Annotated in this window: 20 protein-coding genes and 1 pseudogene; 8 read left to right on the forward strand and 13 right to left on the reverse strand. The window is 62.1% G+C overall.

All coding sequences use genetic code 11. The features are described 5' to 3' along the window. Position 1 precedes the first annotated feature (1 nt). Positions 2-1,083, reverse strand: a pseudogene (locus NA29_RS19820) (Rossmann-fold NAD(P)-binding domain-containing protein). A gap of 15 nt (positions 1,084-1,098) precedes the next feature. Here NA29_RS19820 and NA29_RS19825 point away from each other — a divergent pair. The 4 genes from NA29_RS19825 to NA29_RS19840 all read left to right on the forward strand — a co-directional run bounded on the left by NA29_RS19825 (position 1,099) and on the right by NA29_RS19840 (position 4,753). Further along, the gene (locus tag NA29_RS19825; protein WP_039400812.1) at positions 1,099-2,133 is read left to right on the forward strand and encodes a CDP-6-deoxy-delta-3,4-glucoseen reductase; all 1,035 of its coding nucleotides are present in this window, start codon (positions 1,099-1,101) and stop codon (positions 2,131-2,133) included. 301 nt (positions 2,134-2,434) lie between these two features. Next, positions 2,435-3,703, forward strand: coding sequence for an acetylornithine transaminase (locus NA29_RS19830; protein WP_224786959.1), 1,269 nt, complete (start codon positions 2,435-2,437; stop codon positions 3,701-3,703). A 91-nt stretch (positions 3,704-3,794) separates the two neighbouring features. Beyond that, entirely contained in the window at positions 3,795-4,292 is a 498-nt protein-coding gene (locus NA29_RS19835) for a GNAT family N-acetyltransferase (protein WP_052253082.1), read from the forward strand. Further along, complete coding sequence (locus tag NA29_RS19840) at positions 4,289-4,753, forward strand: GNAT family acetyltransferase (protein WP_095178475.1); 465 nt, start codon at positions 4,289-4,291, stop codon at positions 4,751-4,753. Before NA29_RS19835 ends, NA29_RS19840 begins: the two co-directional genes overlap by 4 nt. A gap of 130 nt (positions 4,754-4,883) precedes the next feature. Here NA29_RS19840 and NA29_RS19845 read toward each other — a convergent pair whose 3' ends face one another. From NA29_RS19845 to NA29_RS19875, 7 genes are all read right to left on the reverse strand, one after another. After that, positions 4,884-5,597, reverse strand: a complete 714-nt coding sequence (locus NA29_RS19845) for an ABC transporter ATP-binding protein (protein WP_039400814.1) — start codon at positions 5,595-5,597, stop codon at positions 4,884-4,886. Next, entirely contained in the window at positions 5,597-6,370 is a 774-nt protein-coding gene (locus NA29_RS19850; protein ID WP_039397213.1) for an ABC transporter ATP-binding protein, read from the reverse strand. The genes NA29_RS19845 and NA29_RS19850 overlap by 1 nt, the downstream gene beginning before the upstream one ends. A 21-nt stretch (positions 6,371-6,391) precedes the next feature. After that, positions 6,392-7,522, reverse strand: a complete 1,131-nt coding sequence (locus tag NA29_RS19855; protein WP_039400817.1) for an ABC transporter permease subunit — start codon at positions 7,520-7,522, stop codon at positions 6,392-6,394. An 18-nt stretch (positions 7,523-7,540) separates the two neighbouring features. Next, the gene (locus tag NA29_RS19860) at positions 7,541-8,491 is read right to left on the reverse strand and encodes a branched-chain amino acid ABC transporter permease (protein WP_039400819.1); all 951 of its coding nucleotides are present in this window, start codon (positions 8,489-8,491) and stop codon (positions 7,541-7,543) included. A gap of 211 nt (positions 8,492-8,702) precedes the next feature. Further along, the gene (locus NA29_RS19865; protein ID WP_039400822.1) at positions 8,703-9,911 is read right to left on the reverse strand and encodes a branched-chain amino acid ABC transporter substrate-binding protein; all 1,209 of its coding nucleotides are present in this window, start codon (positions 9,909-9,911) and stop codon (positions 8,703-8,705) included. A gap of 768 nt (positions 9,912-10,679) precedes the next feature. Then, positions 10,680-11,651 (reverse strand): 4-hydroxy-3-methylbut-2-enyl diphosphate reductase, encoded by a 972-nt coding sequence (ispH, locus tag NA29_RS19870; RefSeq protein WP_039400824.1) that lies wholly within the window; start codon positions 11,649-11,651, stop codon positions 10,680-10,682. 8 nt (positions 11,652-11,659) lie between these two features. Further along, positions 11,660-12,115, reverse strand: a complete 456-nt coding sequence (locus tag NA29_RS19875; RefSeq protein WP_039400826.1) for an FKBP-type peptidyl-prolyl cis-trans isomerase — start codon at positions 12,113-12,115, stop codon at positions 11,660-11,662. Positions 12,116-12,303: 188 nt separating this feature from the next. Between NA29_RS19875 and radC the strand changes: the two genes are divergently transcribed. The 4 genes from radC to nadB all read left to right on the forward strand — a co-directional run bounded on the left by radC (position 12,304) and on the right by nadB (position 15,468). Continuing rightward, positions 12,304-12,978 (forward strand): RadC family protein, encoded by a 675-nt coding sequence (gene radC / locus NA29_RS19880; RefSeq protein WP_039400829.1) that lies wholly within the window; start codon positions 12,304-12,306, stop codon positions 12,976-12,978. A gap of 225 nt (positions 12,979-13,203) precedes the next feature. Then, positions 13,204-13,437, forward strand: coding sequence for a 50S ribosomal protein L28 (gene rpmB, locus NA29_RS19885; protein WP_039400832.1), 234 nt, complete (start codon positions 13,204-13,206; stop codon positions 13,435-13,437). 15 nt (positions 13,438-13,452) lie between these two features. After that, positions 13,453-13,620, forward strand: coding sequence for a 50S ribosomal protein L33 (gene rpmG / locus NA29_RS19890; protein ID WP_039400834.1), 168 nt, complete (start codon positions 13,453-13,455; stop codon positions 13,618-13,620). Between the two features lie 243 nt (positions 13,621-13,863). Further along, entirely contained in the window at positions 13,864-15,468 is a 1,605-nt protein-coding gene (gene nadB / locus NA29_RS19895; protein WP_039400837.1) for an L-aspartate oxidase, read from the forward strand. Between the two features lie 103 nt (positions 15,469-15,571). On the opposite strand, the gene nadC is transcribed toward nadB, so the two are convergent. From nadC to NA29_RS19920, 5 genes are all read right to left on the reverse strand, one after another. Next, positions 15,572-16,474, reverse strand: coding sequence for a carboxylating nicotinate-nucleotide diphosphorylase (gene nadC, locus NA29_RS19900; RefSeq protein ID WP_039400840.1), 903 nt, complete (start codon positions 16,472-16,474; stop codon positions 15,572-15,574). Further along, positions 16,474-17,607 (reverse strand): quinolinate synthase NadA, encoded by a 1,134-nt coding sequence (nadA, locus tag NA29_RS19905; RefSeq protein ID WP_039400843.1) that lies wholly within the window; start codon positions 17,605-17,607, stop codon positions 16,474-16,476. The genes nadC and nadA overlap by 1 nt, the downstream gene beginning before the upstream one ends. 94 nt (positions 17,608-17,701) lie before the next feature. Then, the gene (locus NA29_RS19910; RefSeq protein WP_039400845.1) at positions 17,702-18,898 is read right to left on the reverse strand and encodes a DesA family fatty acid desaturase; all 1,197 of its coding nucleotides are present in this window, start codon (positions 18,896-18,898) and stop codon (positions 17,702-17,704) included. Between the two features lie 317 nt (positions 18,899-19,215). Next, a complete protein-coding gene (locus tag NA29_RS19915; RefSeq protein ID WP_072633338.1) occupies positions 19,216-20,658 on the reverse strand; it encodes a mechanosensitive ion channel family protein in 1,443 nt (480 codons plus the stop codon). Positions 20,659-20,677: 19 nt separating this feature from the next. Beyond that, a complete protein-coding gene (locus NA29_RS19920; protein WP_052253333.1) occupies positions 20,678-21,988 on the reverse strand; it encodes an RsmB/NOP family class I SAM-dependent RNA methyltransferase in 1,311 nt (436 codons plus the stop codon). Positions 21,989-22,051 lie beyond the last annotated feature (63 nt).

The raw sequence follows: 22,051 nt of genomic DNA on the forward strand, positions 1-22,051 counted from the left end.
TCTAGGGTGATGCAAACGTCGACAACAGCGCCGCCACGTCGGGATACTTCAACGTGTACCCGAGTTCGCGCTTGAGCCGCGTGTTTGCAAGGCGTCGCGACTCTGACATAAAGGAGAGCAACGTCGGCTCCAGTACCCGTTGTGCCTCTTCACGAGACACACGCGGCGGCCGGGGCAAGCCCAGCGCATCCGCGACCCGGTCGAAGTACTCGCCCATGCGCCACTCGGTGTCGTCGCTCGCATGCACGACCCGCTGCGCCTTGCCACGCCACATGGCGCGAATCAGGATCGCCGCGAGGTCGTCGGCGTGGATATGGTTGGTGAAGACGTCGTCCGACGCCACTAACGCGGGCGTGCCCTTCTGCAAACGCGCCAGCGGCAGACGCTCAGCCGCATAGATCCCCGGAATCCGCACGACAGACGCCCGCCACGACACCCGTGCATGCACCGTCCGGCGCCACGACGCCTTCGTACCGGACATCGACGCCATACGTGCTCGCGCAGCCCCCGTCGTCAACACACGTCTCGGATCGCGGCCATGAAAGGACGGACGGCCCAGCGTGCGCACCGTGCGCTCGGCATCGACACGACGCTGCCCACGAGGCGAACGCGGGACCGGCGTACGGGTCTCGTCCACCAACGCGCCGCCACAGTCGCCATAGACGCCACTGGTGCTCGCGTAGACGAGAATCCGGCGCGGCGAGGGTGCCAGGTGAGCTAGGCCCGACACGGCGTGAAGCCCCCCTCGGGTACAATATTGCGTTTCGACGGCCGGTTCAGCGCAGCGCGCAAACGGCGTGTACGCAGGTCCTGCGTACCGCTACCCGCGACCCCGGCAGGCGGTGCGAGATGCAACACCCGTGAGGCCAGACGACCCAAGCGGTGCAAGCTCGCAGCGTCATCCAGATTGGCAACGACGGGCACCGCGCCCGCCGCACGCAACGCCGCATGGCGCGCGTCGCTGGACGTCACGGCAAAGACACGAAAACGTTCGACGAGAGCCGGCAGTGCGCGCATGCCGACGTCGCCGCAGCCCACGATCAGCAGGCGCGGACGACCGAGAGGTTTGGACGGTTTTTTCATTTTTCGGATTGTAGTATGGCTTACAACGTTACCCTCGTGCCGAGCGGGCGCGAGTTCCAGATCGAAGATGGCGAGGCCGTCCTTTCCGCCGCACTGCGCCAGGGCATCGGCCTGCCTTACGGTTGCAAAAACGGCGGTTGCGGCTCGTGCAAAGCCAAACTGGTCGAAGGCACCGTCGAACACGGCGCACACGCCAGCTCGGCCCTCTCCAAGGACGAGGAAACCCGTGGCTTCGCCTTGCTCTGCTGCGCCCACACGAAAGGCGACCTCGTCATCGAGTCGCGTGAGGTCAAGGGCATCGGCGACATCCCGGTCAAGCGCCTGCCGTGCCGTGTGAATGCGCTGGAACGCCGCGCCGACGACGTCATCGTCATGCGCCTCCAACTGCCCGCCAACGAGCGCTTCCAGTACCTCGCCGGTCAATACATCGAATTCATCCTGAAAGACGGCAAACGTCGCAGCTATTCGATGGCCACCGCGCCCCACGAAGAAGGCTTCCTCGAACTCCATCTGCGCCACATGCCCGGCGGCGTCTTCACCGACCATGTGTTCAACAACATGAAGGAGCGAGAGATCCTGCGCTTCGAAGGTCCGCTCGGCACGTTCTTCCTGCGGGAAGACTCCGACAAGCCGATCGTGCTGCTCGCCTCGGGCACCGGCTTCGCGCCGATCAAGGCCATCGTCGAACACGCCGCACACAAGGGCCTTGACCGCCCGATGACGCTCTATTGGGGCGCGCGTCAGCTCAAAGACATCTACCTGCGCGAACTTGCCGAGCAATGGGCCCGTGAGATTCCCGGCTTCAAGTTCGTGCCGGTCCTCTCCGAAGCCGCGCCCGAAGACGCCTGGCAGGGCCGCACGGGCTTCGTGCACCGCGCCGTCGCCGAAGACCTGCCGGATATGTCGGGCTACGAGGTCTACGCCTGCGGTGCGCCCGTGATGGTGGAATCGGCCCGTCGCGACTTCATCGCTCATCACCAGTTGCCGGAAGACGCTTTCTTCGCCGATGCCTTCACCACCGAAGCCGATAACCCCGGCGGCGGCCAATGACCCCGTGACCATCAGGCCGTGACGTCCGGCGGCGCATCGAAGGGATGCGCAAAAGATGCATGCAAACCACACCGCATGCATTCCCTTTGACAAGCGCCGCGTCACCGCCTTATTCTTGCCGACATGAACCTGATTGCCATCGCCTCGATCCGACGTCGCCGTACGCTGCCCCAACCGGGATGCCGCGCGGCACGCTATCGACTGCGATAACACGCAAGTTCTCAAGCACAGCGAAGCCACGGGCACCCCCGTGGCTTTTTTTATTCCTCCAGTCTCTTCTCACCTACCTTCGGAGACCGTCATGTCGCTTGCTCAACCGTCCGCCGCCGCATCGTCAACCTCGCCCACCACGCCTAAGGCGGCACGTCACGCCAAGTTCGCGGATTTGCCCACACAGGCGCTGCTGCCGATTACCACGCGTCCCGAACTCGTGTTCACGCACGGCAAGGGCGGCTGGCTGTACGACCACGAAGGCAAGCGATATCTCGATTTCATCCAGGGCTGGGCCGTGAACAGCCTCGGCCATTGCCACCCGGTCATGCGCGACGCCCTCGCCACGCAAGGCTCGTTGCTGCTCAACCCGAGCCCCGCCTACTACAATCTGCCGATGATCGAGCTGGCCGACCTGCTCGCCAATCTCTCCGGCCTCGGCAAGGTTTTCTTCGCCAACAGCGGCGCGGAAGCCAACGAAAGCGCTATCAAACTTGCCCGGAAGTGGGGGCAACTGCACCCGAACAGCGCAGGCAAGGCTCGTTTCGAAATCATCACGTTCAAGAACGCCTTCCACGGCCGTACGCTCGCGACGATGTCTGCAAGCGGCAAGCCCGGCTGGGACACGATCTTCGCGCCGCAGGTGCCCGGCTTTCCGAAGGCCGAGCTGAACGACATCGCATCGGTCGAAGCCCTCATCGGGCCGGAGACGGTGGCCGTGATGCTCGAACCGATTCAGGGCGAAGCCGGTGTCGTGCCCGCAACGCCTGAGTTCATGAAAGCGTTGCGCGAACTGACGACGGCGCGCGGGCTTCTGCTGATCGTGGACGAAGTGCAGACCGGCTGCGGACGCACCGGCACGCTCTTCCAGTATCAGCAGTCGGGCATCGTGCCCGACATCATGACGCTGGGCAAAGGCATCGGTGGCGGTGTGCCGCTGGCCGCCATGCTGTGCGGCGACGAGTTCGCCGTCTTCCAACCGGGCGATCAGGGCGGCACGTACAACGGCAACCCGCTGATGTGCGCCGTCGGCCTCGCCGTGATGCGCACGGTCAGCTCCCCGGGCTTCCTCGAATTCGTGCGCGCGCAAGCGGATTATCTGAGCGCCGGATTGCAGCATCTGTCGTCGCGCTACGGCGGTCAGGGGGAACGCGGCGCGGGTCTGCTGCGCGCGTTGCTGCTCGGTCGTGACATCGGCCCGCAACTGGTCGAAGCTGCACGCGACATGACACCGGACGGGCTGCTCCTCAACTCGGCGCGCCCGAACCTGCTGCGCTTCATGCCCGCACTGAACGTGAGTCGCGAAGAGATCGATCAGATGCTCTCGATGCTCGACACGCTGCTCGCGAAGCACGTCTGAATGCACGTCTGAACTCAGCGTTTCGCATGACGACACTCGCCCGAATGTGATTCGGGCGAGTCAGAACGTCACCTCATTGGAGACTCCATCGATGAACGACATGAGCCAGGGCCACCCGACACCGCCCGCCGACGCCATCGTCGAGATTTCGGCCGATCCGGCGCGGCTCGACATCGGCTTCATCCACAATGCCTTGTCGACGCAAACGGCGTGGGCGCAAGGCATTCCGCGCCACACGCTCGTGCGCGCGATCACGCACTCGCTTTGCTTCGGCGCGTACGCAACGCAGGTCGAAGGCGGTCCGGCACGTCAGGTCGGCTTCGCCCGCGTGATCACCGACCACGCCACGTTCGCCTATCTCGCCGACGTGTTCGTCGATCCGTCCATGCGCGGCCTGGGGATCGGCAAGCGCCTGTGCGAGGATGTGCTCGCGCATCCGGCACTGCAAGGGCTGCGCCGCTTCCTGCTCGCCACGACCGATGCCGCCAGTCTTTACTCGCGTTATGGCTTCGAACCGCTCGGCGCAGTGAACAAGATGATGCAGATTCACCGGCCCGACATCTACACAGGCCAACAGGAAGCGCCATGAACCGCATGCCCACCGACATCCATATCCGCACGTTCGACGACGCGGATACCGACGCCGTTATCGCGCTCTGGCGTGAAGCCTTTCCGGAGTACAACCGCGCCGACAAACCGCATCGCGAACCGCGACGCTCGATTGCCAACAAAGTGGCCATGAAGGATGACCTGTTCTTCGTCGCCGTGCGCGAACGCAAGATCGTCGGCACCGTCATGGCCGGTTATGACGGACATCGCGGCTGGGTCTATTCGCTGGCCGTCGCGCATGCGCTGCGACGTCGCGGTGTGGCAAGCGCGCTGCTGCATCACGCCGAAATCGCGCTGGCCGCGCGCGGCTGCCTCAAGCTCAATCTGCAAGTGCTCACGCAGTCGCGCGAAGCCCTCGCGTTCTATAACGCACACGGCTACGCCGCCGACGATGTCGTAAGCCTCGGCAAGCGGCTGCCGCTGACGGCGGTGGCGCAATAGGCGCTGCGTCGCGCAGTCTTCGAATGTCGTGAAAACACAAAGGGCGCCGGAAGTTGCCTTCGGCGCCCTTTGCTCATTCACCGACCGACTGACGACGGATCGCCGTCGGTCGGTCACGCGAGTTCGACACTTACTCCCCGAGATACGCTGCACGCACCTTCGGATCGTCGAGCATGTCTTTCGCGTCACCCGTCATGGTCACAAGGCCGCTGTCCATCACATAGCCCCGGTGCGCCGCTTGCAGCGCCAGACGTGCGTTCTGCTCCACGAGCAGCACCGTCACGCCTTCGCCCGAGACCGTACGCACCACTTCGAAGATCTTCTCCACCATGATCGGCGAGAGACCCATCGACGGTTCGTCGAGCAGCAACAGCTTGGGCTGGCTCATCAGCGCACGCGCCATCGCAAGCATCTGCTGCTCGCCGCCCGAGAGCGTGCCTGCGAGCTGATCTTTGCGCTCCTTCAGACGCGGGAAAATGCCGAACATCTTGTCGATGTCCTGCTTGATGCCCGCGGTGTCGTTGCGCAGATATGCCCCCATCTGCATGTTCTCGAGGATGGTCATGCGCGTGAAGATGCCGCGACCTTCGGGCACCATCGCCAACCCCTGCTTGAGCAGGTCGAACGCCTTCACGCCGCGAATCGACTTGCCCAGATACTCGATGTCACCATCGGCCCACGGCAACAAGCCCGTGATCGCCTTCATGGTGGTCGTCTTGCCTGCACCGTTCGCGCCGATGAGCGTGACCAGCTCGCCCGGCTCAATGTTCAGGTCGATGCCCTTGACCGCCTTGATCCCGCCGTAAGCGACTTTCAGGCCCTTGATCGTCAACATTGCGCTCATCAATGGCCTCCCGAACCCAGATACGCTTCAATCACCGCCGGATTCTTCTGCACATCCTGCGGCAAACCTTCGGCAATCACCTTGCCGTAATCGAGCACCGTCATGCGGTTGCACAAACCCATCACCAGCTTCACGTCGTGCTCGATGAGCAGAATCGTCTTGCCGTCGCTACGGATCTTGTCGAGCAAACCACGCAACTCGACCTTCTCCGTGGCGTTCATGCCAGCAGCCGGTTCGTCCAGCGCCAGCAACTTCGGATCGGTCGCCAATGCGCGTGCAATCTCCAGACGACGCTGGTGGCCGTACGAGAGGTTCGCTGCCGTGTAGTTGGCGTACTTCGCTACGCCCACGTATTCGAGCAACTCCATCGCACGATCGCGGATGGCGCGCTCCTCGGCCTTCGCCCCCGGATACCGGACGATGGCGCCGATCACGCCCATCTTCGTACGCACGTGACGGCCCACCATCACGTTCTCGATGACGGTCATGCCGCCAAACAGACGAATGTTCTGGAACGTACGCGCGATACCGGCCTTGGCCACTTCGTGCACGGCGGTCGGCTTGTAAGCCGCGCCGTCGAGCTTGAATTCGCCGGAGTCCGGGGTGTAGAGACCGGTGATCACGTTGAAGAACGTGGTCTTGCCGGCGCCGTTCGGGCCGATCAGCCCGTAGATCTGCCCCGGCTTGATCTCCAGGCCCACGTCGGTGAGGGCCTGCAGACCGCCGAAGCGCTTGTTCACGCCCTTGACGGACAGAAGAATTTGTTCGCTCATATTCAGGTCATCTCCCTCGACTTACAGAGTCCGCTCTTCCGGACGCGGCGACGGCCACAGGCCGGCCGGACGGTACAGCATGATCAGAATCATGGCCAGACCGTACAGCAACTGCCGGATCACTTCGGGATCGACGATGACGCTACCGAACAACTTCATCTGCAACGGGCCCATGGTCGAGCGCAGGATCTCGGGGAACGCCGAGAGCAGCACACCGCCCAGAATCACGCCCGGAATGTGGCCCATGCCGCCGAGCACCACCATCGAGAGCACAACGATCGACTCCCAGAAAGTGAACGACTCGGGCGAGACGAAGCCCTGGAACGCGGAGAACATGCCACCTGCCACGCCGCCGAACGACGCCCCCATCGCGAACGCGAGCAGCTTGATGTTGCGCGTGTTGATGCCCATCGCCTTGGCGGCGATTTCGTCTTCACGGATGGCCACCCAGGCGCGTCCGATGCGCGAGTGCTGCAAGCGCACGCAAATGAAGGCGATCAGCAACGCGAGGAACACGAACAGGTAGTAGTACATGTACACCGAGCTGACCTGGAACCCGAAGAAGTTGTGCGCCTTCGAGAAATCGAAGCCGAACAACGACGCGGGCTGGATGCCGGTGATCCCCTTCGGGCCGTTGGTGATGTTGATCGGCCGGTCGAGGTTGTTCATGAAGATACGGATGATCTCCCCGAAACCCAGCGTCACGATGGCCAGATAGTCCCCGCGCAGACGCAGCGTGGGCGCACCGAGCAAGATGCCGAAGATCGCCGCGACCGCAGCGCCGATCGGAATCGTGAACCACACGGGCACATGCAGCCCGCCGGGGAACATCGCACCGATCCACTCGAACTGCGTGCTCAGGTGAGGAGAACTCAGGAAGGCCGTGACGTACGCCCCCACGGCATAGAACGCGATGTAACCCAAATCGAGCAGGCCAGCAAAGCCCACCACGATGTTCAGGCCCAGCGCGAGCATGATGTAGAGCAGCGCGAAGTCGAGCACCCGCACCCAGTAGTTACCGCCGGCATAGCCGACGAGCACGGGCGCGAGAATGGCGGCCAGCAGGAAAAATGCGAGGCCTCGATAAGCCTTGCGGGTCGCAGCGGCGGCAGAAATCTGCGTCACCGGCGACGTTTGCACGGGTTGATTCATGATGTCGATCCTCCCCGCTTATGCACGATCTGCCACGCGCTCGCCGAGCAGACCGCTCGGACGGAACACCAGCACCACAATCAGCACGACAAACGCAAAGACGTCCTGATAGTTACTCCCGAACACGCCACCGGTCAGATCGCCGATGTAGCCCGCGCCCAATGCTTCGATCAGGCCCAGCAGCACGCCGCCGACCATGGCGCCCTGCAAGTTGCCGATACCGCCGAGCACCGCAGCGGTGAACGCCTTCATGCCGGGAATAAAGCCCATGTAGAAGTGCGCGTTGCCGTAGTTCGAGGCCATCATCACGCCCGCGAGCGCGGCGAGCGCGCCACCGAGGGCGAACGTCGCGGAGATCACGAAGTTCGGGTTCACGCCCATGAGACCGGCGACGTTGCGGTTTTCCGCCGTCGCACGCATGGCACGCCCGAGCTTGGTGCGGTTCACGAGCTGGGTCAGACCGAACATGACGAGGAACGCCACGACAACGATCACGATGCCGGTGCCGTTTGTGACCGCGCCGGGATGGTCGCCGCGCGGCGGAATGACGTTCATGGCGTCGGTCGGCAGCAGTTGCGGGAACGAGAGGGGGTTACGCGACCAGATCAGCATGGCGATCGTCTGCAGAAGCAGCGAGACGCCGATGGCGGTGATCAGAGGGGCCAGGCGCGGCGCATTGCGCAACGGCCGGTAGGCCACACGCTCGATCACGAAGTTGGCTATCGCACACACGGGCATACACACGAGCGTGGCAATCGCCAGCATGAGCGCCGGGTTCATGTCCGGCGCGATCTTCAAAAGCAGGTTGATGGTGGACAGCGCGACCATCGCGCCGATCATCATCACATCGGCGTGGGCAAAGTTGATGATGCCCAGAATGCCGTAGACCATCGTATAGCCCAGTGCAATGATCGCGTAGACGCTGCCAAGCACGAGGCCGTTCAAGATTTGTTGGATAAAAATATCCATGAAGCTAACTCCTTGTCCCGGAAACGGGCTCTCGACACGCTTGCCCGATAGGGCGCGCGAGGGGGCCGAGAGAACTGCGGGTTATGAGGCGTAATCCTGTGTCAGGAGGAGAGCCGTGCCCGTCATGCAGGCACGGCGTCTTTCCGCAGATAGTGATACGGCACCGAACGGGTAGGCAGCGGTGCCGTTTCATGGCGCGAACGCCCGGGACTTACATCTTCACCACGTCAAGCACGCTCTTCTTCTTATCCTTGTAGTTGTAGAGCGTGATCACCGGCTCCTTCATGTCGCCCTTGCTGTCGAAGGCGATGTGGCCGATGACACCCTTGTAGTCCGTGGCCGGCATAGCCGCCAGGATCTTGGCCGGGTCTGCCGAGTTGGCACGCTTCATCGCGTCGACGATCACGTTCACAGCGTCATACGTGAACGGGGCGTAGATCTGGATCGGCTGCTTGAAGCGGTCTTCGTAACGCTTCGAGAAGTCCGCACCGCCTTCCATCTTCGACAGCGCCATACCCGCTTCCGAGCAGACGATGTTGTCGATGGCGTCGCCAGCGAGTTCGGCCACCTTATCGGTACACACGCCGTCACCGGCCAGCACCTTGGCGCCAATACCCAGTTCCTTCGATTGCTTGGCGAACGGGCCGCCGGTGGCATCCATACCGCCGTACATGATGATGTCCGGCTTCTCACCCTTGATCTTGGTCAGAATGGCGCGGAAGTCCGTGGCCTTGTCGTTGGTCGCGTCGTGCGAGAGCACCTTCAGGCCGTTGGCCTTGGCGGTCTTCTCGAACTCGTCGGCCAGACCCTTGCCGTACGCCGTGGCGTCGTCGACGATGGCGACCGACTTGGCATTAAGCGACTTGGTCGCATAGTTAGCCAGTGCCGGGCCTTGCTGCGCGTCGGTAGCGACCACGCGGTAGGTCGTCTTGAAGCCCTGCAGCGTGTAAGCCGGGTTGGTCGCCGACGGCGAGATCTGCACGATGCCCGCATCGCTGTAGATCTTCGAGGCCGGGATCGTCGTGCCCGAATTCAAGTGGCCCACCACGGCGACGACCTTCTCGTCGACCAGTTTCTGAGCCACCTGCGTTGCGGTCTTCGGATCGGCGGCGTCGTCTTCTGCCACGAGCTCAAGCTTGACCGGCTTGCCATCGATGGTCAGACCCGCCTTGTTGGCCTCTTCAATGGCCAGGCGTGCACCATTTTCGTTATCTTTGCCCAAGTGAGCAATTTGGCCCGTCAACGGTGCAACGTGACCGATCTTAATGACAACCGCATCGCCGCCCCCGCTGGCGGCCGTCGTCGCGGCAGGTGCAGAAGCGGCACCCGAATCGGCCTGCTTTTCTTCCTTCTTGCCGCAAGCCACCAGCAGCGTCACTGCGGCGACTACGGGCAGTACCTTCGCGAACTTGAGTTGCATGTGATTATCTCCAGATTGTCGGCGATTTAATAACGCCAAATCGATGTTTCGTATGCGAAACGCGCGCATTGTAACTCCATTCTTTGCGGCTGCGACGCCGGTAGCCACAGGGTTTTCCATAATGGAGGACTAAGGTTTTATACCGACTTGTGCAACCCTATCTTTTCAAAAGCGCAACCCCGAATTTGTGAATGGTTTTACGCGCCCGTGCGCGACTCCCCGGGCGGCCTTATGGTGCAACCGGTGCACCATTCAAGGGCCCGGATGCCATACCAATCTAATAAGCAATTAGCATGCCCATTTGATTTGGAGTGTTCTTTCTAATTAAGCAAGCATATAAATAATTAGATTCCGGAAATCCAGACGGTTTTTATTTTCTTTAATTCTATATCCGTTGAATTACGAATAACGTCATTCGGTTTTGACTGGCGAGACGTTAAAACTTCCAATTTCGGACGTGCGGGGGTTGTGCGAAATATAGGGTGATGATGCGAAAACACCGCAACGGGTTTTTGCCGAGGACTGCGGGCGGATGGGCGAACGGCGCTCGGTAACGTCAGGTGGCCTGATGCGACCGATAACGGAACAGGGGCGGGGGAGCAGGAAGCGCGCAGGGGGCGGCAGACGCGGCGCGGACTGGCGTAAAAAAACCGGGGCCGTGAGGTACGGCACCCGGTTTATCGGCCATGCGATGTAAGCACGGGCCGTGAGTCTTGCTGCTGGGTGGTCGGTGCGCCGCTGGCGCCGCAATCCAACCCGGCGTGCTGCTTAGCTCGCCATTTGGGTCAAGCCCTTGGGCAGCGGGAACGCGATGTTCTCTTCCACGCCGTCGAGCACCTTGACCTGATTGACGCCCAGTTCGCGCAGACGCGACACGATCGACTGCGCCAGCACCTCGGGTGCCGATGCGCCGGCCGTCACACCGATGCGACGCTTGCCGTCGAACCACTCCGGCTTGAGCTGATCCGGCGAGTCCACCATATAGGCCGGCACGCCCATCTTTTCGGCCACTTCACGCAGACGGTTCGAGTTGGAACTGTTCGGGCTGCCGACGACCACGACCACGTCGCACTGCGGTGCCATGAACTTCACGGCGTCCTGACGGTTCTGCGTGGCGTAGCAAATGTCCTGCTTCTTCGGCTCGGTGATCAGCGGGAAGCGCTTCTTGAGCGCGTTGATGACTTCGGCGGCGTCATCGACCGACAACGTCGTCTGCGTCACGAATGCCAACTTGCTTTCATCCGCCACTTGCAGCGCAAGCACATCTTCGATCGTCTCGACGAGGAACATGCCCTCGCCCGACTGGCCCATCGTGCCTTCCACTTCGGGGTGCCCCTTGTGGCCGATCATGATGATTTCGAGACCTTGTCCGCGCATCTTGGCGACTTCGACGTGAACCTTCGTCACGAGCGGGCAGGTCGCATCGAAAATGCGCAGACCGCGCGATTCCGCCTCGGCACGCACCGCCTGAGAGACGCCGTGCGCGCTGAAGATCAGCGTGTTGCCCGAAGGCACGTCGGACAATTCTTCGATGAAGATCGCGCCCTTCTTGCGAAGGTTCTCGACGACATACACGTTGTGCACGATTTCGTGACGCACGTAGATCGGTGCGCCATACATCGCCAGCGCGCGCTCGACAATCTCGATCGCGCGGTCGACACCCGCGCAAAAGCCGCGCGGCTGAGCCAGCAGGATTTCTGCATCCGACAGCGTCGGTGCTACGACTTGGGTGGCGCTCATTTCGATTCCTACAGAATGCCGATAATCTGGACTTCGAACACGATCGGCTGGCCCGCCAGCGGATGGTTGAAGTCGAACAATGCCCAGCCGTCGCCCAGTTCGCGCAGGATGCCCGCATAGCGGCCACCGCTCGGCGCGTTGAACTCGACCAGATCGCCAACGCTATATTCTTCCCCAAAGTTGCTGTTCTCCTGCAACGTCTTCATCGAGACGCGTTGCAGCAGATCCGGATTGCGCGGGCCGAAGGCCTGCTCCGGTGCCAGTTCAACGCGGCGTCGCTCCCCCACTGTCATGCCCAGCATTGCCTGCTCCAGCGTCGGCGCCATCTGGCCGCCGCCCAGTTGCATCGTCGCAGGGGTGCCTTCGAAAGTGTTGACAATGTCCGCGCCGTCGGGCGCGCCAATCCGGTAGTGGAGCGTCAGATAGGAATTGTCTTGAACCACGGGGGTTGCAACAGAACTCATGGGGGTCTCACAGCAAGGTCAAGCTATTATTGTAAGCGACGACGCGTTGCGCGTCCGGCTCCCCATCAAAGCCGCCCCGAAATTTTCCCGTGGCGGCTTCCCGGTTTTGTCTTTCCCCTGTCATCAGTGACACCCGCGATCATGCGCGTGGCCGTGTCCGATCATCGGTCCCCGATCATGGAGTCGTCATGTCCATCGCCCACTGGCCGCTCGCTGAGCGCCCCCGTGAAAAAATGCTGGCCCACGGGCCGAATGCCCTGTCCGACGCCGAGTTACTCGCCATCCTGCTGCGCACCGGGTCGCAAGGCCGTAATGCCGTCGAACTCGGGCGCGAGCTGTTGACCCGCACCGGCTCGCTTGCCCGCCTGCTTGCCACCCCGTTCGAGACGCTGTGTCAGATACCGGGCCTCGGCCAGACGAAATCGCTTCAATTTCAGGCGGCCCTCGAAGTCGCGCGCCGCATGTTGCGCGAGGGGATGCAATCGGGCTGTCTGCTCGATTCGCCCACCCGCGTGCGCGACTATCTACGTCTTACATTGCGGGATATGTCTCGCGAGCGCTTCGTCTGCCTCTTTCTGGATGCAGCCCACCGGCTGATCGGCACGCGCATCATGTTCGAGGGCACACTCACCCAGACATGCGCCTACCCGCGGGAGATCGTGCGTGCGGCGCTGGACCTTCATGCGGCTGCCATCATCGTGGCGCACAATCACCCTTCCGGTATCCCGACGCCCAGTGCGGCCGATGTTGCGCTCACTCGCCAGTTGGGCGATGCGCTGGCCCTGCTGGAGATCCGTCTGCTCGATCATTTCATCGTGGCGGGAGACACCGTCTACTCAATGGCCGAGGGTGGTGAACTGTGACGCGGAACAACACCCTGCACATAAATTTGGCACCCGGGTCGCATTCGTGCCCGGCTTACGCTATACTCCGTCCCTTCCCCGAATCTCCGACAGACGTTTCCCGCCAGGGACTCACGTCCTACATCGACTAAAGCGATTGATTTGTCTGGGATTTTTGTGGTATTATCGCGGTCTGTCTTTTCGACTCACCTTTTTTTACACAGAATTCTGGGTTAGGAGTGCTTCATGGCACGCGTATGTCAAGTGACCGGGAAAGCGCCGATGGTCGGCAACAACGTTTCCCACGCCAATAACAAAACCAAGCGTCGTTTCCTCCCGAACTTGCAAAATCGCCGGTTCTGGGTTGAGAGCGAAAACCGCTTTGTGCGTCTGCGTCTTTCGAACGCCGGCTTGCGCCTGATCGATAAGGTCGGCATCGATGCCGTTCTCGCGGACCTGCGTTCGCGTAACGCCATCTAAGTTTAGGAGCTCATCATGGCAAAAGGCGCTCGCGACAAGATCAAACTGGAATCGACCGCAGGTACGGGTCATTTCTACACGACCACCAAGAACAAGCGTACCCATCCGGAAAAGATGGCTATCAGCAAGTTCGACCCGGTGGCTCGTAAGCACGTCGAATACAAAGAAACCAAGATCAAATAAGATCAACAGGTTTCATCGCGGTAGCTTGCTACTGCGTTCAATACCCCGCCTCTGGCGGGGTATTTTCGTTTGGGCGTCCCGAAAACTGCGCCGCTACGCTATGCGTAGTCTTTCCAGGCGCAATTTCCCCGATGTGCGCATAGGGTCATATGCCAAGCGCGTATTGACTCGCTATACTGGCTCCTCTCCCATTACGAGGATCGCGCGAGTGTCGCTGCGTCGATCCCAGACACCGCGCGTATCATGAATTTCGATGTCGTCATCGTCGGCAGCGGGCTTGCCGGCCAGTCCGTCGCCCTGCATCTGGCCAATACCTGCCGCGTGGCGCTCGTCGCCAAACGTCCGATGCCCGAAGGTGCGAGCGACTGGGCACAGGGCGGCATCGCCGCCGTACTGGATTCGACTGACAGTGTCGACGAGCATGTCTCCGATACGCTGATCGCCGGCGCAGGACTTTGCGACGAAGCGGCCACGCGATTCATCGTCGAACACAGCCGGGAAGCCATTGAATGGCTCATCGAACAGGGCGTGCCTTTCACCCGCGACGCCGACGCTGAGCTCGGCTTTCACCTGACGCGCGAAGGCGGACATAGCCACCGCCGCATCATCCACGCCGCCGACGCCACCGGGCACGCCGTCATCGCGACGCTCACCGAGCGCGTGCGCAAGCATCCGAACATCACCCTCTTCGAAAACCATTTCGCCGTCGATCTGATCACCTCCGATCGCACCGACGACGCGCCCACAGTCGGCCGTCACTGCCAGGGGTTGTACGTTCAGGATCTCGGCACCGGCGAGGTGCACGCCATGACAGCCCGACACACGGTGCTGGCCACCGGTGGTGCAGGCAAGGTCTATCTCTATACGACGAACCCCGATACGGCGACCGGCGACGGCATTGCCATGGCGTCGCGCGCAGGTTGTCGCATTGCGAACATGGAGTTCATCCAGTTCCACCCGACGTGCCTCTACCATCCGTACGCCAAGTCGTTCCTGATCACGGAAGCCGTGCGTGGCGAAGGCGGCCGCCTGGTGCTACCCGACGGCACCCGCTTCATGCTGCAACACGACCCGCGCGCCGAACTGGCACCGCGCGACATCGTCGCCCGCGCCATCGACTTCGAGATGAAAAAGCACGGCCTCGACTGTGTGTATCTCGACATCAGCCACCAAAGCCCCGAGTTCCTGCGCGAGCATTTCCCGACGATTCTGGCGCGCTGCGCAGAGCTGGGCATCGACATCACGAAGCAACCGATTCCGGTCGTGCCCGCAGCGCACTACACCTGCGGTGGGGTGGTGACCGATATGCGCGGCCGAACCGATCTGCCGGGGCTTTACGCCGTCGGCGAAGCGACGTACACGGGCCTGCACGGTGCGAACCGGCTCGCCAGTAACTCTCTGTTGGAGTGCATTGTGCTCGGGAAGGCGGCAGCAGAAGATATTCAGCGGGACGAAGCCAAACATCCGCCCACCACCGACGCGCCCGCATGGGACGAAAGCCGCGTCTCGGATGCGGATGAAGAAGTCGTCGTCGCCCACAATTGGGACGAACTGCGCCGCATGATGTGGAACTACGTCGGCATCGTGCGCACGACCAAACGACTGGAGCGCGCGCAGCATCGCATCGCCCTGCTGCGTGAAGAGATCGCCGAGTACTACGCGAATTTCCGCGTCAGCCGGGATTTGCTTGAGCTTCGGAATCTAGTGGACGTCGCGTCACTGATCGTCGATAGCGCGTTGTCGCGTCGCGAAAGCCGGGGGCTGCACTTCTCGCGCGACTTCCCCGATACGCTGCCGAAGGCGCTGCCGACCGTGATTTCGCCACCGCTGCCACGCCGCAAACGCTAAGTCGGGCGCTCGACCGAGCAGGCAAACAAAAAGGCCGCAGGGTGAAACCTGCGGCCTTTTTGCTTGCCACCCTATTTCAGCGCGGTGGAACGAATTGCGACAATTACCCCACCGTCTCGATAATCCGCATGGAGAAGTCGGTCGCACGGACATCCTTCGTCAACCCACCGATGGAAATACGGTCGACGCCCGTCTCCGCAATCGCACGCACCGTTTCAAGATTGATGCCGCCCGACGCTTCCAGCACAGCACGTCCATCCGAGATGCGGGCCGCCTCACGCATCATTTCCAACGTGAAGTTGTCGAGCAGGATCGACGTTGCGCCGCATTCGAGCGCCGTCGCCAACTCTTCCAGCGACTCCACTTCAATCTGGACGGACGCTCCGTCAGCCAGACGATCGGCGTTTGCCAGCACCTGACGAATACCGCCAGCGGCCGCGATGTGATTCTCTTTGATCAGAATGCCGTCGTAGAGCGCGAGACGTTGATTCGCCCCACCACCAACGAGCACCGCGAACTTCTGCGCGAGGCGCAGGCCGGGCAACGTCTTGCGGGTATCGAGGACGCGCGCCTTGGTACCTTCCACGATATCCGCATACCGGCGCACGGAGGTCGCAACGCCTGAGAGCATCTGAAGGAAGTTCATCGACGTGCGCTCACCCGTAAGCAACGCGCGCGCCGGACCCTGTATGTCGCAAACTACCGAATCGGGTGCCATGCGCTCACCTTCGCGGTAGTGCCACTGCACGCGTACGGACGGGTCCACGCTCTGCATGCACAGATCGAACCAGCGCACACCGCAAAGCACGGCCGACTCACGCACGATGATGCGCGCATGCGCCATTTCGTCCGCCGGCACCAACAGGCCCGTCAGGTCACCGCTGCCGATGTCTTCGTCCAGCGCGTCACGCACATTGCGCGTCATTGCCGCTTCGATCGGCGCGCCGAAAATGGCGAATTCAGGAGAGAGTGCCTCGGCAGTGCTCAACGTTTTCGATTGCGTCATTATGCGGGGCCCACACCGGAAAAGAGTGCGCCGTCGCGCGCGAAATCACCGCTGGCGCGCACGTTCTGTTTGCGCGCTTCAGCGAACGTCAGCATGCGGTCGATACAGGTATGGGCGCGACGGCCGATCTCCGGATCGACGTGAATTTCGTTCGCCCCGGTCTCCAGCACGTCGGCCAGATTTTGCAGGCTGTTCATCGCCATCCACGGGCAGTGTGCACAGCTCTTGCACGTGGCGCTGTTGCCCGCCGTCGGCGCTTCGATAAAGCGCTTGCCCGGTGCTGCGGCGCGCATCTTGTGCAAAATACCGTTGTCGGTGGCCACGATGAACTCGGTGGCGTCCATGGTCTGCGCCGCCGCGATCATCTGCGACGTCGAACCGACCACGTCCGCCAGTTCGACAACCGCCGCAGGCGACTCCGGGTGCACCAGCACCTTGGCGTTCGGGTATTCGCGGCGCAGCAGTCCAAGTTCGGTGCCCTTGAACTCATCGTGTACGAGACAAGCGCCCTGCCACAACAACATGTCGGCCCCGGTCTGCTTCTGGACGTAGCTGCCCAGATGTCGGTCCGGTGCCCAGAGAATCTTCTTACCCTGCGCGTGCAGATGCGCCACGATTTCGAGGCCGATGGACGACGTCACCATCCAGTCTGCACGCGCCTTCACGGCTGCACTCGTATTCGCGTAGACGACGACCGTGCGATCCGGATGCGCATCGCAGAATGCGGCGAACTCGTCTGCCGGACAACCCAGATCGAGCGAACATGTCGCGTCGAGATCAGGCATCAAAATGCGTTTTTCGGGACTCAGAATCTTCGACGTCTCGCCCATGAAACGCACACCGGCGACCACGAGCGTCTTGGCGGCATGATTCCGGCCGAAACGCGCCATTTCGAGCGAATCGGCCACGCAGCCGCCGGTCTCTTCGGCGAGATCCTGCAGGTCGGAATCGACGTAATAGTGCGCCACCAATACGGCGTCCCGCTCGACGAGCAAACGCTTGATCTTGGCCTTGAGCGCCGCGCGTTCCTCCTGCGACGGCGCCTCCGGGACACGTGCCCAGGCGTGGGCTACGCACGTGGCGCCGCTCGATGCGGGGCGCTCGAATTCTACGGATTTAAGTGAGGCATTCATTTTCGCGTGGCCCGAGGAGGGACCGGGAATGACAAAACCCCGCCGTGGCGGGGTTTCGATTATGCGTCAAAAACAGATTTCTGGCTGAACCCGTTCACGCGTAGCGGCGCAGACGCGTCGCGAATTCCTGCAATGCGTGAATACCGCTCTGCTCGGCGCGATGGCACCAGCTCTGCAACTGACCCAGCAACTGCTCGCGCGACGCGTTCGAACGATCCCAGATACCGGCCAGTTCGCGACGCAGTTCGTAGTACGTCTTCACAGCGTTGCTGTGCGCGAAGATCTCGCCCAGTTGCTGCTTCTGCGGCTCTTGCAGCGAGGCTTCGTCGTGATGCAGCCACTTGCGCGCGCCGCGGAACAACTGATATTCGCCATGCTGACGCTTGTCCTTGAAGCGCGCCAGTTCTTCGCCATAGGCACGCTTGAAGGTCTTGGCGTAACGCGCCATCACTTCATAGCGGTTCGAGAGCACAGCCTGCAACGTATCGTCGTCGCATGCCGCCTTGATCTTGGCGAGCTTCGGCGTCGGCGCAACCTTCTTCACCTTGGCCAGACCCACAAACGACAGCGTACGGATGTACAACCAGCCGATGTCGAATTCGTACCACTTGTTCGACAGCTTGGCCGACGTGGCGTACGTGTGGTGGTTGTTGTGCAGTTCTTCGCCGCCGATGATGATGCCCCACGGCAGCAGGTTCGTCGACGCATCGGCGCAATTGAAGTTGCGGTAGCCCCAATAGTGGCCCAGACCGTTGATCACGCCAGCGGCCCAGAACGGGATCCACACCATCTGCACAGCCCACACGGTCAGACCGATGGCACCGAACAGCGCGATGTTGATGATCATCATCATGCTGATGCCCAGAATCGGGTAACGCTTGTAGACGTTGTTCTCGATCCAGTCGTTCGGCGTGCCGTGGCTGAACTTGCGCAGCGTTTCTTCGTTCTTCGCTTCGGCGCGATAGAGTTCGGCACCTTCGGCCAGCACCTTCCACAGGCCGCGCGTTTGCGGGCTATGCGGGTCTTCCGGCGTTTCGCACTTGGCGTGGTGCTTGCGGTGAATTGCAGCCCACTCGCTCGTGATCATGCCCGTGGTCATCCACAGCCAGAAACGGAAGAAATGGGCGACGATCGGATGCACGTCGAGCGCGCGGTGCGCCTGGCAACGATGCAGATAGATGGTCACACCGGCGATCGTCACATGGGTGACGGCCAACGTGTAGAAGAAGATCTTCCAGCCGCTCCAGTCGAGCAGGCCGGTCGAGAGAAATCCAAGGAGACTGTCCAGCAAAATATCACTCCAAACTAATCAATACGGTAGCCATCACGGCAAAGCATCGAAATGTGCCGTGTCTTGTCTTGTCGGGCCGAAGCGGCCGATGTGGACATAGGCCGTCGCGTCAGGTCTCGTTCTTGCGCTCGCTTGACGCTTCGATTCGCTGGAGGACGGCAAGTTGCGTATGCCGGTGCGATATGGGCGGAAAACGTGCCAGTGAACGTCTGGTTTTATGGTTTGCGACGCATTTTACCCGACGGACCGTTGCCCGTGTGTCGCCTTGCAGCCACGCAATTTGTCGCAGGTCAACCCGTCGGCTTAGGTGAAAGGGTCTATCGGGCCGTCTTTCCAGCGTCACCCGCCTGTGGCAAGGGCGTTTGGGGCGTTGCATTGGCCGAATCCGGCAAATCGCGCGCGCCCTCCGGCGAAACGGGGCCATCGACCGGCAGATGAGGGGCTTGCGCAGGAATCCCATCCGCCCAGTCGTTCAGGATACGTATTTCGCGCTGAGCATACGGAATTTCAATACCGTGTTCACGAAATGTGCGCCAAATCCGCAAATTAATGGCGGAACGGATGCCGCCGCTCCCTTGTGCCGGATCCTGCACCCAAAATCCCATTTCCAGATCCATCCCATCGGCACCGAAGTTCAGCAGCAGCGCCGAGGGCGGCGGATCCGTCAGCACGCGGGGAATGTCTTCGGCCGCCTTGAGCATCAGCGACATCGCCAGTTCAACGTCCGCGCTATATGCGACCTGCACATTCACTTTGGCGCGCCCCCGGGTCTCGGTGAACGAATGGTTCTGCACCACGTTCGTCACCAGTTGCTCGTTCGGCACCAGCGCTTCGACGCCGTCCAGCCCGCGCACAACCGAGTACCGCGTGTTGATTTGCGAGACGGTGCCGTGATACGTCGACACCGTGATCAGGTCGCCGATGCGCACGGAGCGGTCCAGCAGGATGATGAAGCCCGACACGAGGTTCGAGGCGATCTTCTGCAAGCCGAATCCCAACCCCACGCCAAGCGCACCGCCGAACACGCCCAGCACGGTGATGTCGATGCCAACGAACGACAGCGTCGCGAGCACGGCGATCAGCGTCAGCAGGCCCTTGACCACACGCGAGAGCACCACCTTCAGGTTGCCGTCGAGCGTGGTCGTGCGCATGATCCGGTCTTCGATCAGCGAGCCGACCCACATCGCCAGCACCAGCGTCACGCCGATCCAGAGCAGGCCGGACAGCATCGAGAGCAACGTCAGATGGCTCGAGCCGACAGCAAACTTCACGCTGGCGAGCCACTTGAGGATGTCGTCGTGCACGCCCAGCACGTAGGCGAGCATCGAGAACCAGGCGAGCGTCGTGAACACCCGCTCGAACACCTTGAGCAGCCCCGAAGCATGGGGCGACGAGGCAAACAGGCGACGGGCGAAGTAGAACGCGAGATAGATGAGCGCGGTGCCGAACAGCGGGACTTCCGCGAGCATCAGCAGCGAGACGTGCGTGTATTCCTGAAGCACCACGCGCGTGAGCGCCACGCACATCCAGCCGAACATCGGGAAGAACGAGCGGCGCAGGCTCGACGAGCCCGCGCGGCGTGCGGGTGCAACGCGCTCGAAATGGCGGTCGAGGCGTCCGATCATCCAGCGACGCAGCACGAGGGCGACGGCGAGCGCGCCCACGAGTGCCACGATCTGCCAGATGATCTGCGGATCGCCGAAGTCGCGAACGACATCGCGCACCAACCTCGCGAAAGCCGGACTTTCCTGCATCGCCATATCCCTTTATCTCTTCTTGTTATTCGTCGATCTTCGCTGACGACACGACGGAGGCCTTGGCAGCCGGACGACGCTCGAATACGGCGGCGAAAAAGCCGTCGGTCCCGTTGCGATGCGGCAGCAGTTCAAGGTACTTGCCCGTGTCGAGTCCGATTTTCTGCGCCGCCAGCAATTCGTTCGCAGGCAGCAGCACAAAGTCCGGATGTGCAGCGAGGAACGCCTCCGCAATCGCGCCGTTCTCTTCGGTCAGCACACTGCACGTCGCGTACACGAGGCGGCCGCCCGGCTTCACGAGGCGCGCGGCGCTCGCGAGGATGGACGTCTGCTTCTGCGTGAGTTCTTCGACCGACTGCGGCGACTGACGCCACTTCAGGTCCGGATTGCGACGCAGCGTGCCGAGCCCGCTGCACGGCGCATCGACCAGCACGCGGTCGATCTTGCCCGCCAGACGCTTGATCTTGCTGTCGTTCTCACTGTCGATCATCACCGGATAGACGTTCGACAGGCCGCTGCGCGCCAGACGCGGCTTGAGCTTGGCCAGACGCTTCTCCGACACGTCGAACGCATACAGACGCCCGGTCGAGCGCATGGCCGCACCGATCGCGAGGGTCTTGCCGCCCGCCCCTGCGCAGAAGTCGACGATCATCTCACCACGACGCGGTGCGACCAGTTGGCACAGCAGCTGGCTGCCTTCGTCCTGCACTTCGATTGCGCCGGACATGAACAACGGGTGCTTCTGCAACGCCGGCTTGCCCGCCAGACGAATGCCATTAGGCGCCATGGGCGTCGGCTCGGCCGAGAACCCGCTTTCGCGCAGGCCAGCCAGCACGTCGTCGCGGTTCGCCTTGATCAGGTTCACGCGGCAGTCCAGCGGCGCCGGCTGGTTCAGCGCGGCGGCGAGGGCTTCCAGTTCGGTCGCATCGAAACGCGCGGCCAGACGGTCGTACAGCCACGCAGGCAAGTTAGTACGCACTCGCGGCGCAAGGCTGGCCGGATCGATCTGACCCACGTGCTCAAGCCACGTGGCTTCTTCGGGGGTGGCGACCAGTTCTACCGACGCGATGCCGCGCGTGAAGGCCAGTCCGAGCAGCGCGAGACGGCGCTCCTGCGAGCCCGTGCCGCTCACGGCATGCTGACCGAACTCGAGCTTGCGACGCAGGATAGCGAAGACCGTCTCCGCCAGCACACCGCGCTCGCGGTGCCCCAGCTTGTCGTTGGCGCGGAAGTACGTGCTAACCAGCGTGTCGGCCGGGCCGGTGAACGTCAGCACGCTGCCGAGCAGGCGCTGCGTATGTTCGAACAACGCCGGGGGCAGACGCTCGCCACGCATGCCGGTGCCACCGACCGGGGCGTCCGGACGGCGCTCGTAGCGCGTGCGGTCGTACTTATCGGG

Source organism: Pandoraea sputorum, from assembly GCF_000814845.2.
Taxonomy (GTDB): domain Bacteria; phylum Pseudomonadota; class Gammaproteobacteria; order Burkholderiales; family Burkholderiaceae; genus Pandoraea; species Pandoraea sputorum.

Bases quoted from the DNA above. Each gene is read 5' to 3' on its own strand.
- NA29_RS19915 (WP_072633338.1), bottom strand. From the start codon at position 20,658: ATGGCGATGCAGGAAAGTCCGGCTTTCGCGAGGTTGGTGCGCGATGTC.
- nadA (WP_039400843.1), bottom strand. From the start codon at position 17,607: ATGAATGCCTCACTTAAATCCGTAGAATTCGAGCGCCCCGCATCGAGC.
- ispH (WP_039400824.1), bottom strand. From the start codon at position 11,651: ATGAGCGCCACCCAAGTCGTAGCACCGACGCTGTCGGATGCAGAAATC.
- NA29_RS19860 (WP_039400819.1), bottom strand. From the start codon at position 8,491: ATGGATATTTTTATCCAACAAATCTTGAACGGCCTCGTGCTTGGCAGC.
- NA29_RS19825 (WP_039400812.1), top strand. From the start codon at position 1,099: ATGGCTTACAACGTTACCCTCGTGCCGAGCGGGCGCGAGTTCCAGATC.
- NA29_RS19840 (WP_095178475.1), top strand. From the start codon at position 4,289: ATGAACCGCATGCCCACCGACATCCATATCCGCACGTTCGACGACGCG.
- NA29_RS19920 (WP_052253333.1), bottom strand. From the start codon at position 21,988: ATGCGTGGCGAGCGTCTGCCCCCGGCGTTGTTCGAACATACGCAGCGC.
- NA29_RS19845 (WP_039400814.1), bottom strand. From the start codon at position 5,597: ATGAGCGCAATGTTGACGATCAAGGGCCTGAAAGTCGCTTACGGCGGG.
- NA29_RS19835 (WP_052253082.1), top strand. From the start codon at position 3,795: ATGAACGACATGAGCCAGGGCCACCCGACACCGCCCGCCGACGCCATC.
- rpmG (WP_039400834.1), top strand. From the start codon at position 13,453: ATGGCAAAAGGCGCTCGCGACAAGATCAAACTGGAATCGACCGCAGGT.
- NA29_RS19830 (WP_224786959.1), top strand. From the start codon at position 2,435: ATGTCGCTTGCTCAACCGTCCGCCGCCGCATCGTCAACCTCGCCCACC.
- NA29_RS19855 (WP_039400817.1), bottom strand. From the start codon at position 7,522: ATGAATCAACCCGTGCAAACGTCGCCGGTGACGCAGATTTCTGCCGCC.
- rpmB (WP_039400832.1), top strand. From the start codon at position 13,204: ATGGCACGCGTATGTCAAGTGACCGGGAAAGCGCCGATGGTCGGCAAC.
- nadB (WP_039400837.1), top strand. From the start codon at position 13,864: ATGAATTTCGATGTCGTCATCGTCGGCAGCGGGCTTGCCGGCCAGTCC.
- radC (WP_039400829.1), top strand. From the start codon at position 12,304: ATGTCCATCGCCCACTGGCCGCTCGCTGAGCGCCCCCGTGAAAAAATG.
- nadC (WP_039400840.1), bottom strand. From the start codon at position 16,474: ATGACGCAATCGAAAACGTTGAGCACTGCCGAGGCACTCTCTCCTGAA.
- NA29_RS19875 (WP_039400826.1), bottom strand. From the start codon at position 12,115: ATGAGTTCTGTTGCAACCCCCGTGGTTCAAGACAATTCCTATCTGACG.
- NA29_RS19850 (WP_039397213.1), bottom strand. From the start codon at position 6,370: ATGAGCGAACAAATTCTTCTGTCCGTCAAGGGCGTGAACAAGCGCTTC.
- NA29_RS19865 (WP_039400822.1), bottom strand. From the start codon at position 9,911: ATGCAACTCAAGTTCGCGAAGGTACTGCCCGTAGTCGCCGCAGTGACG.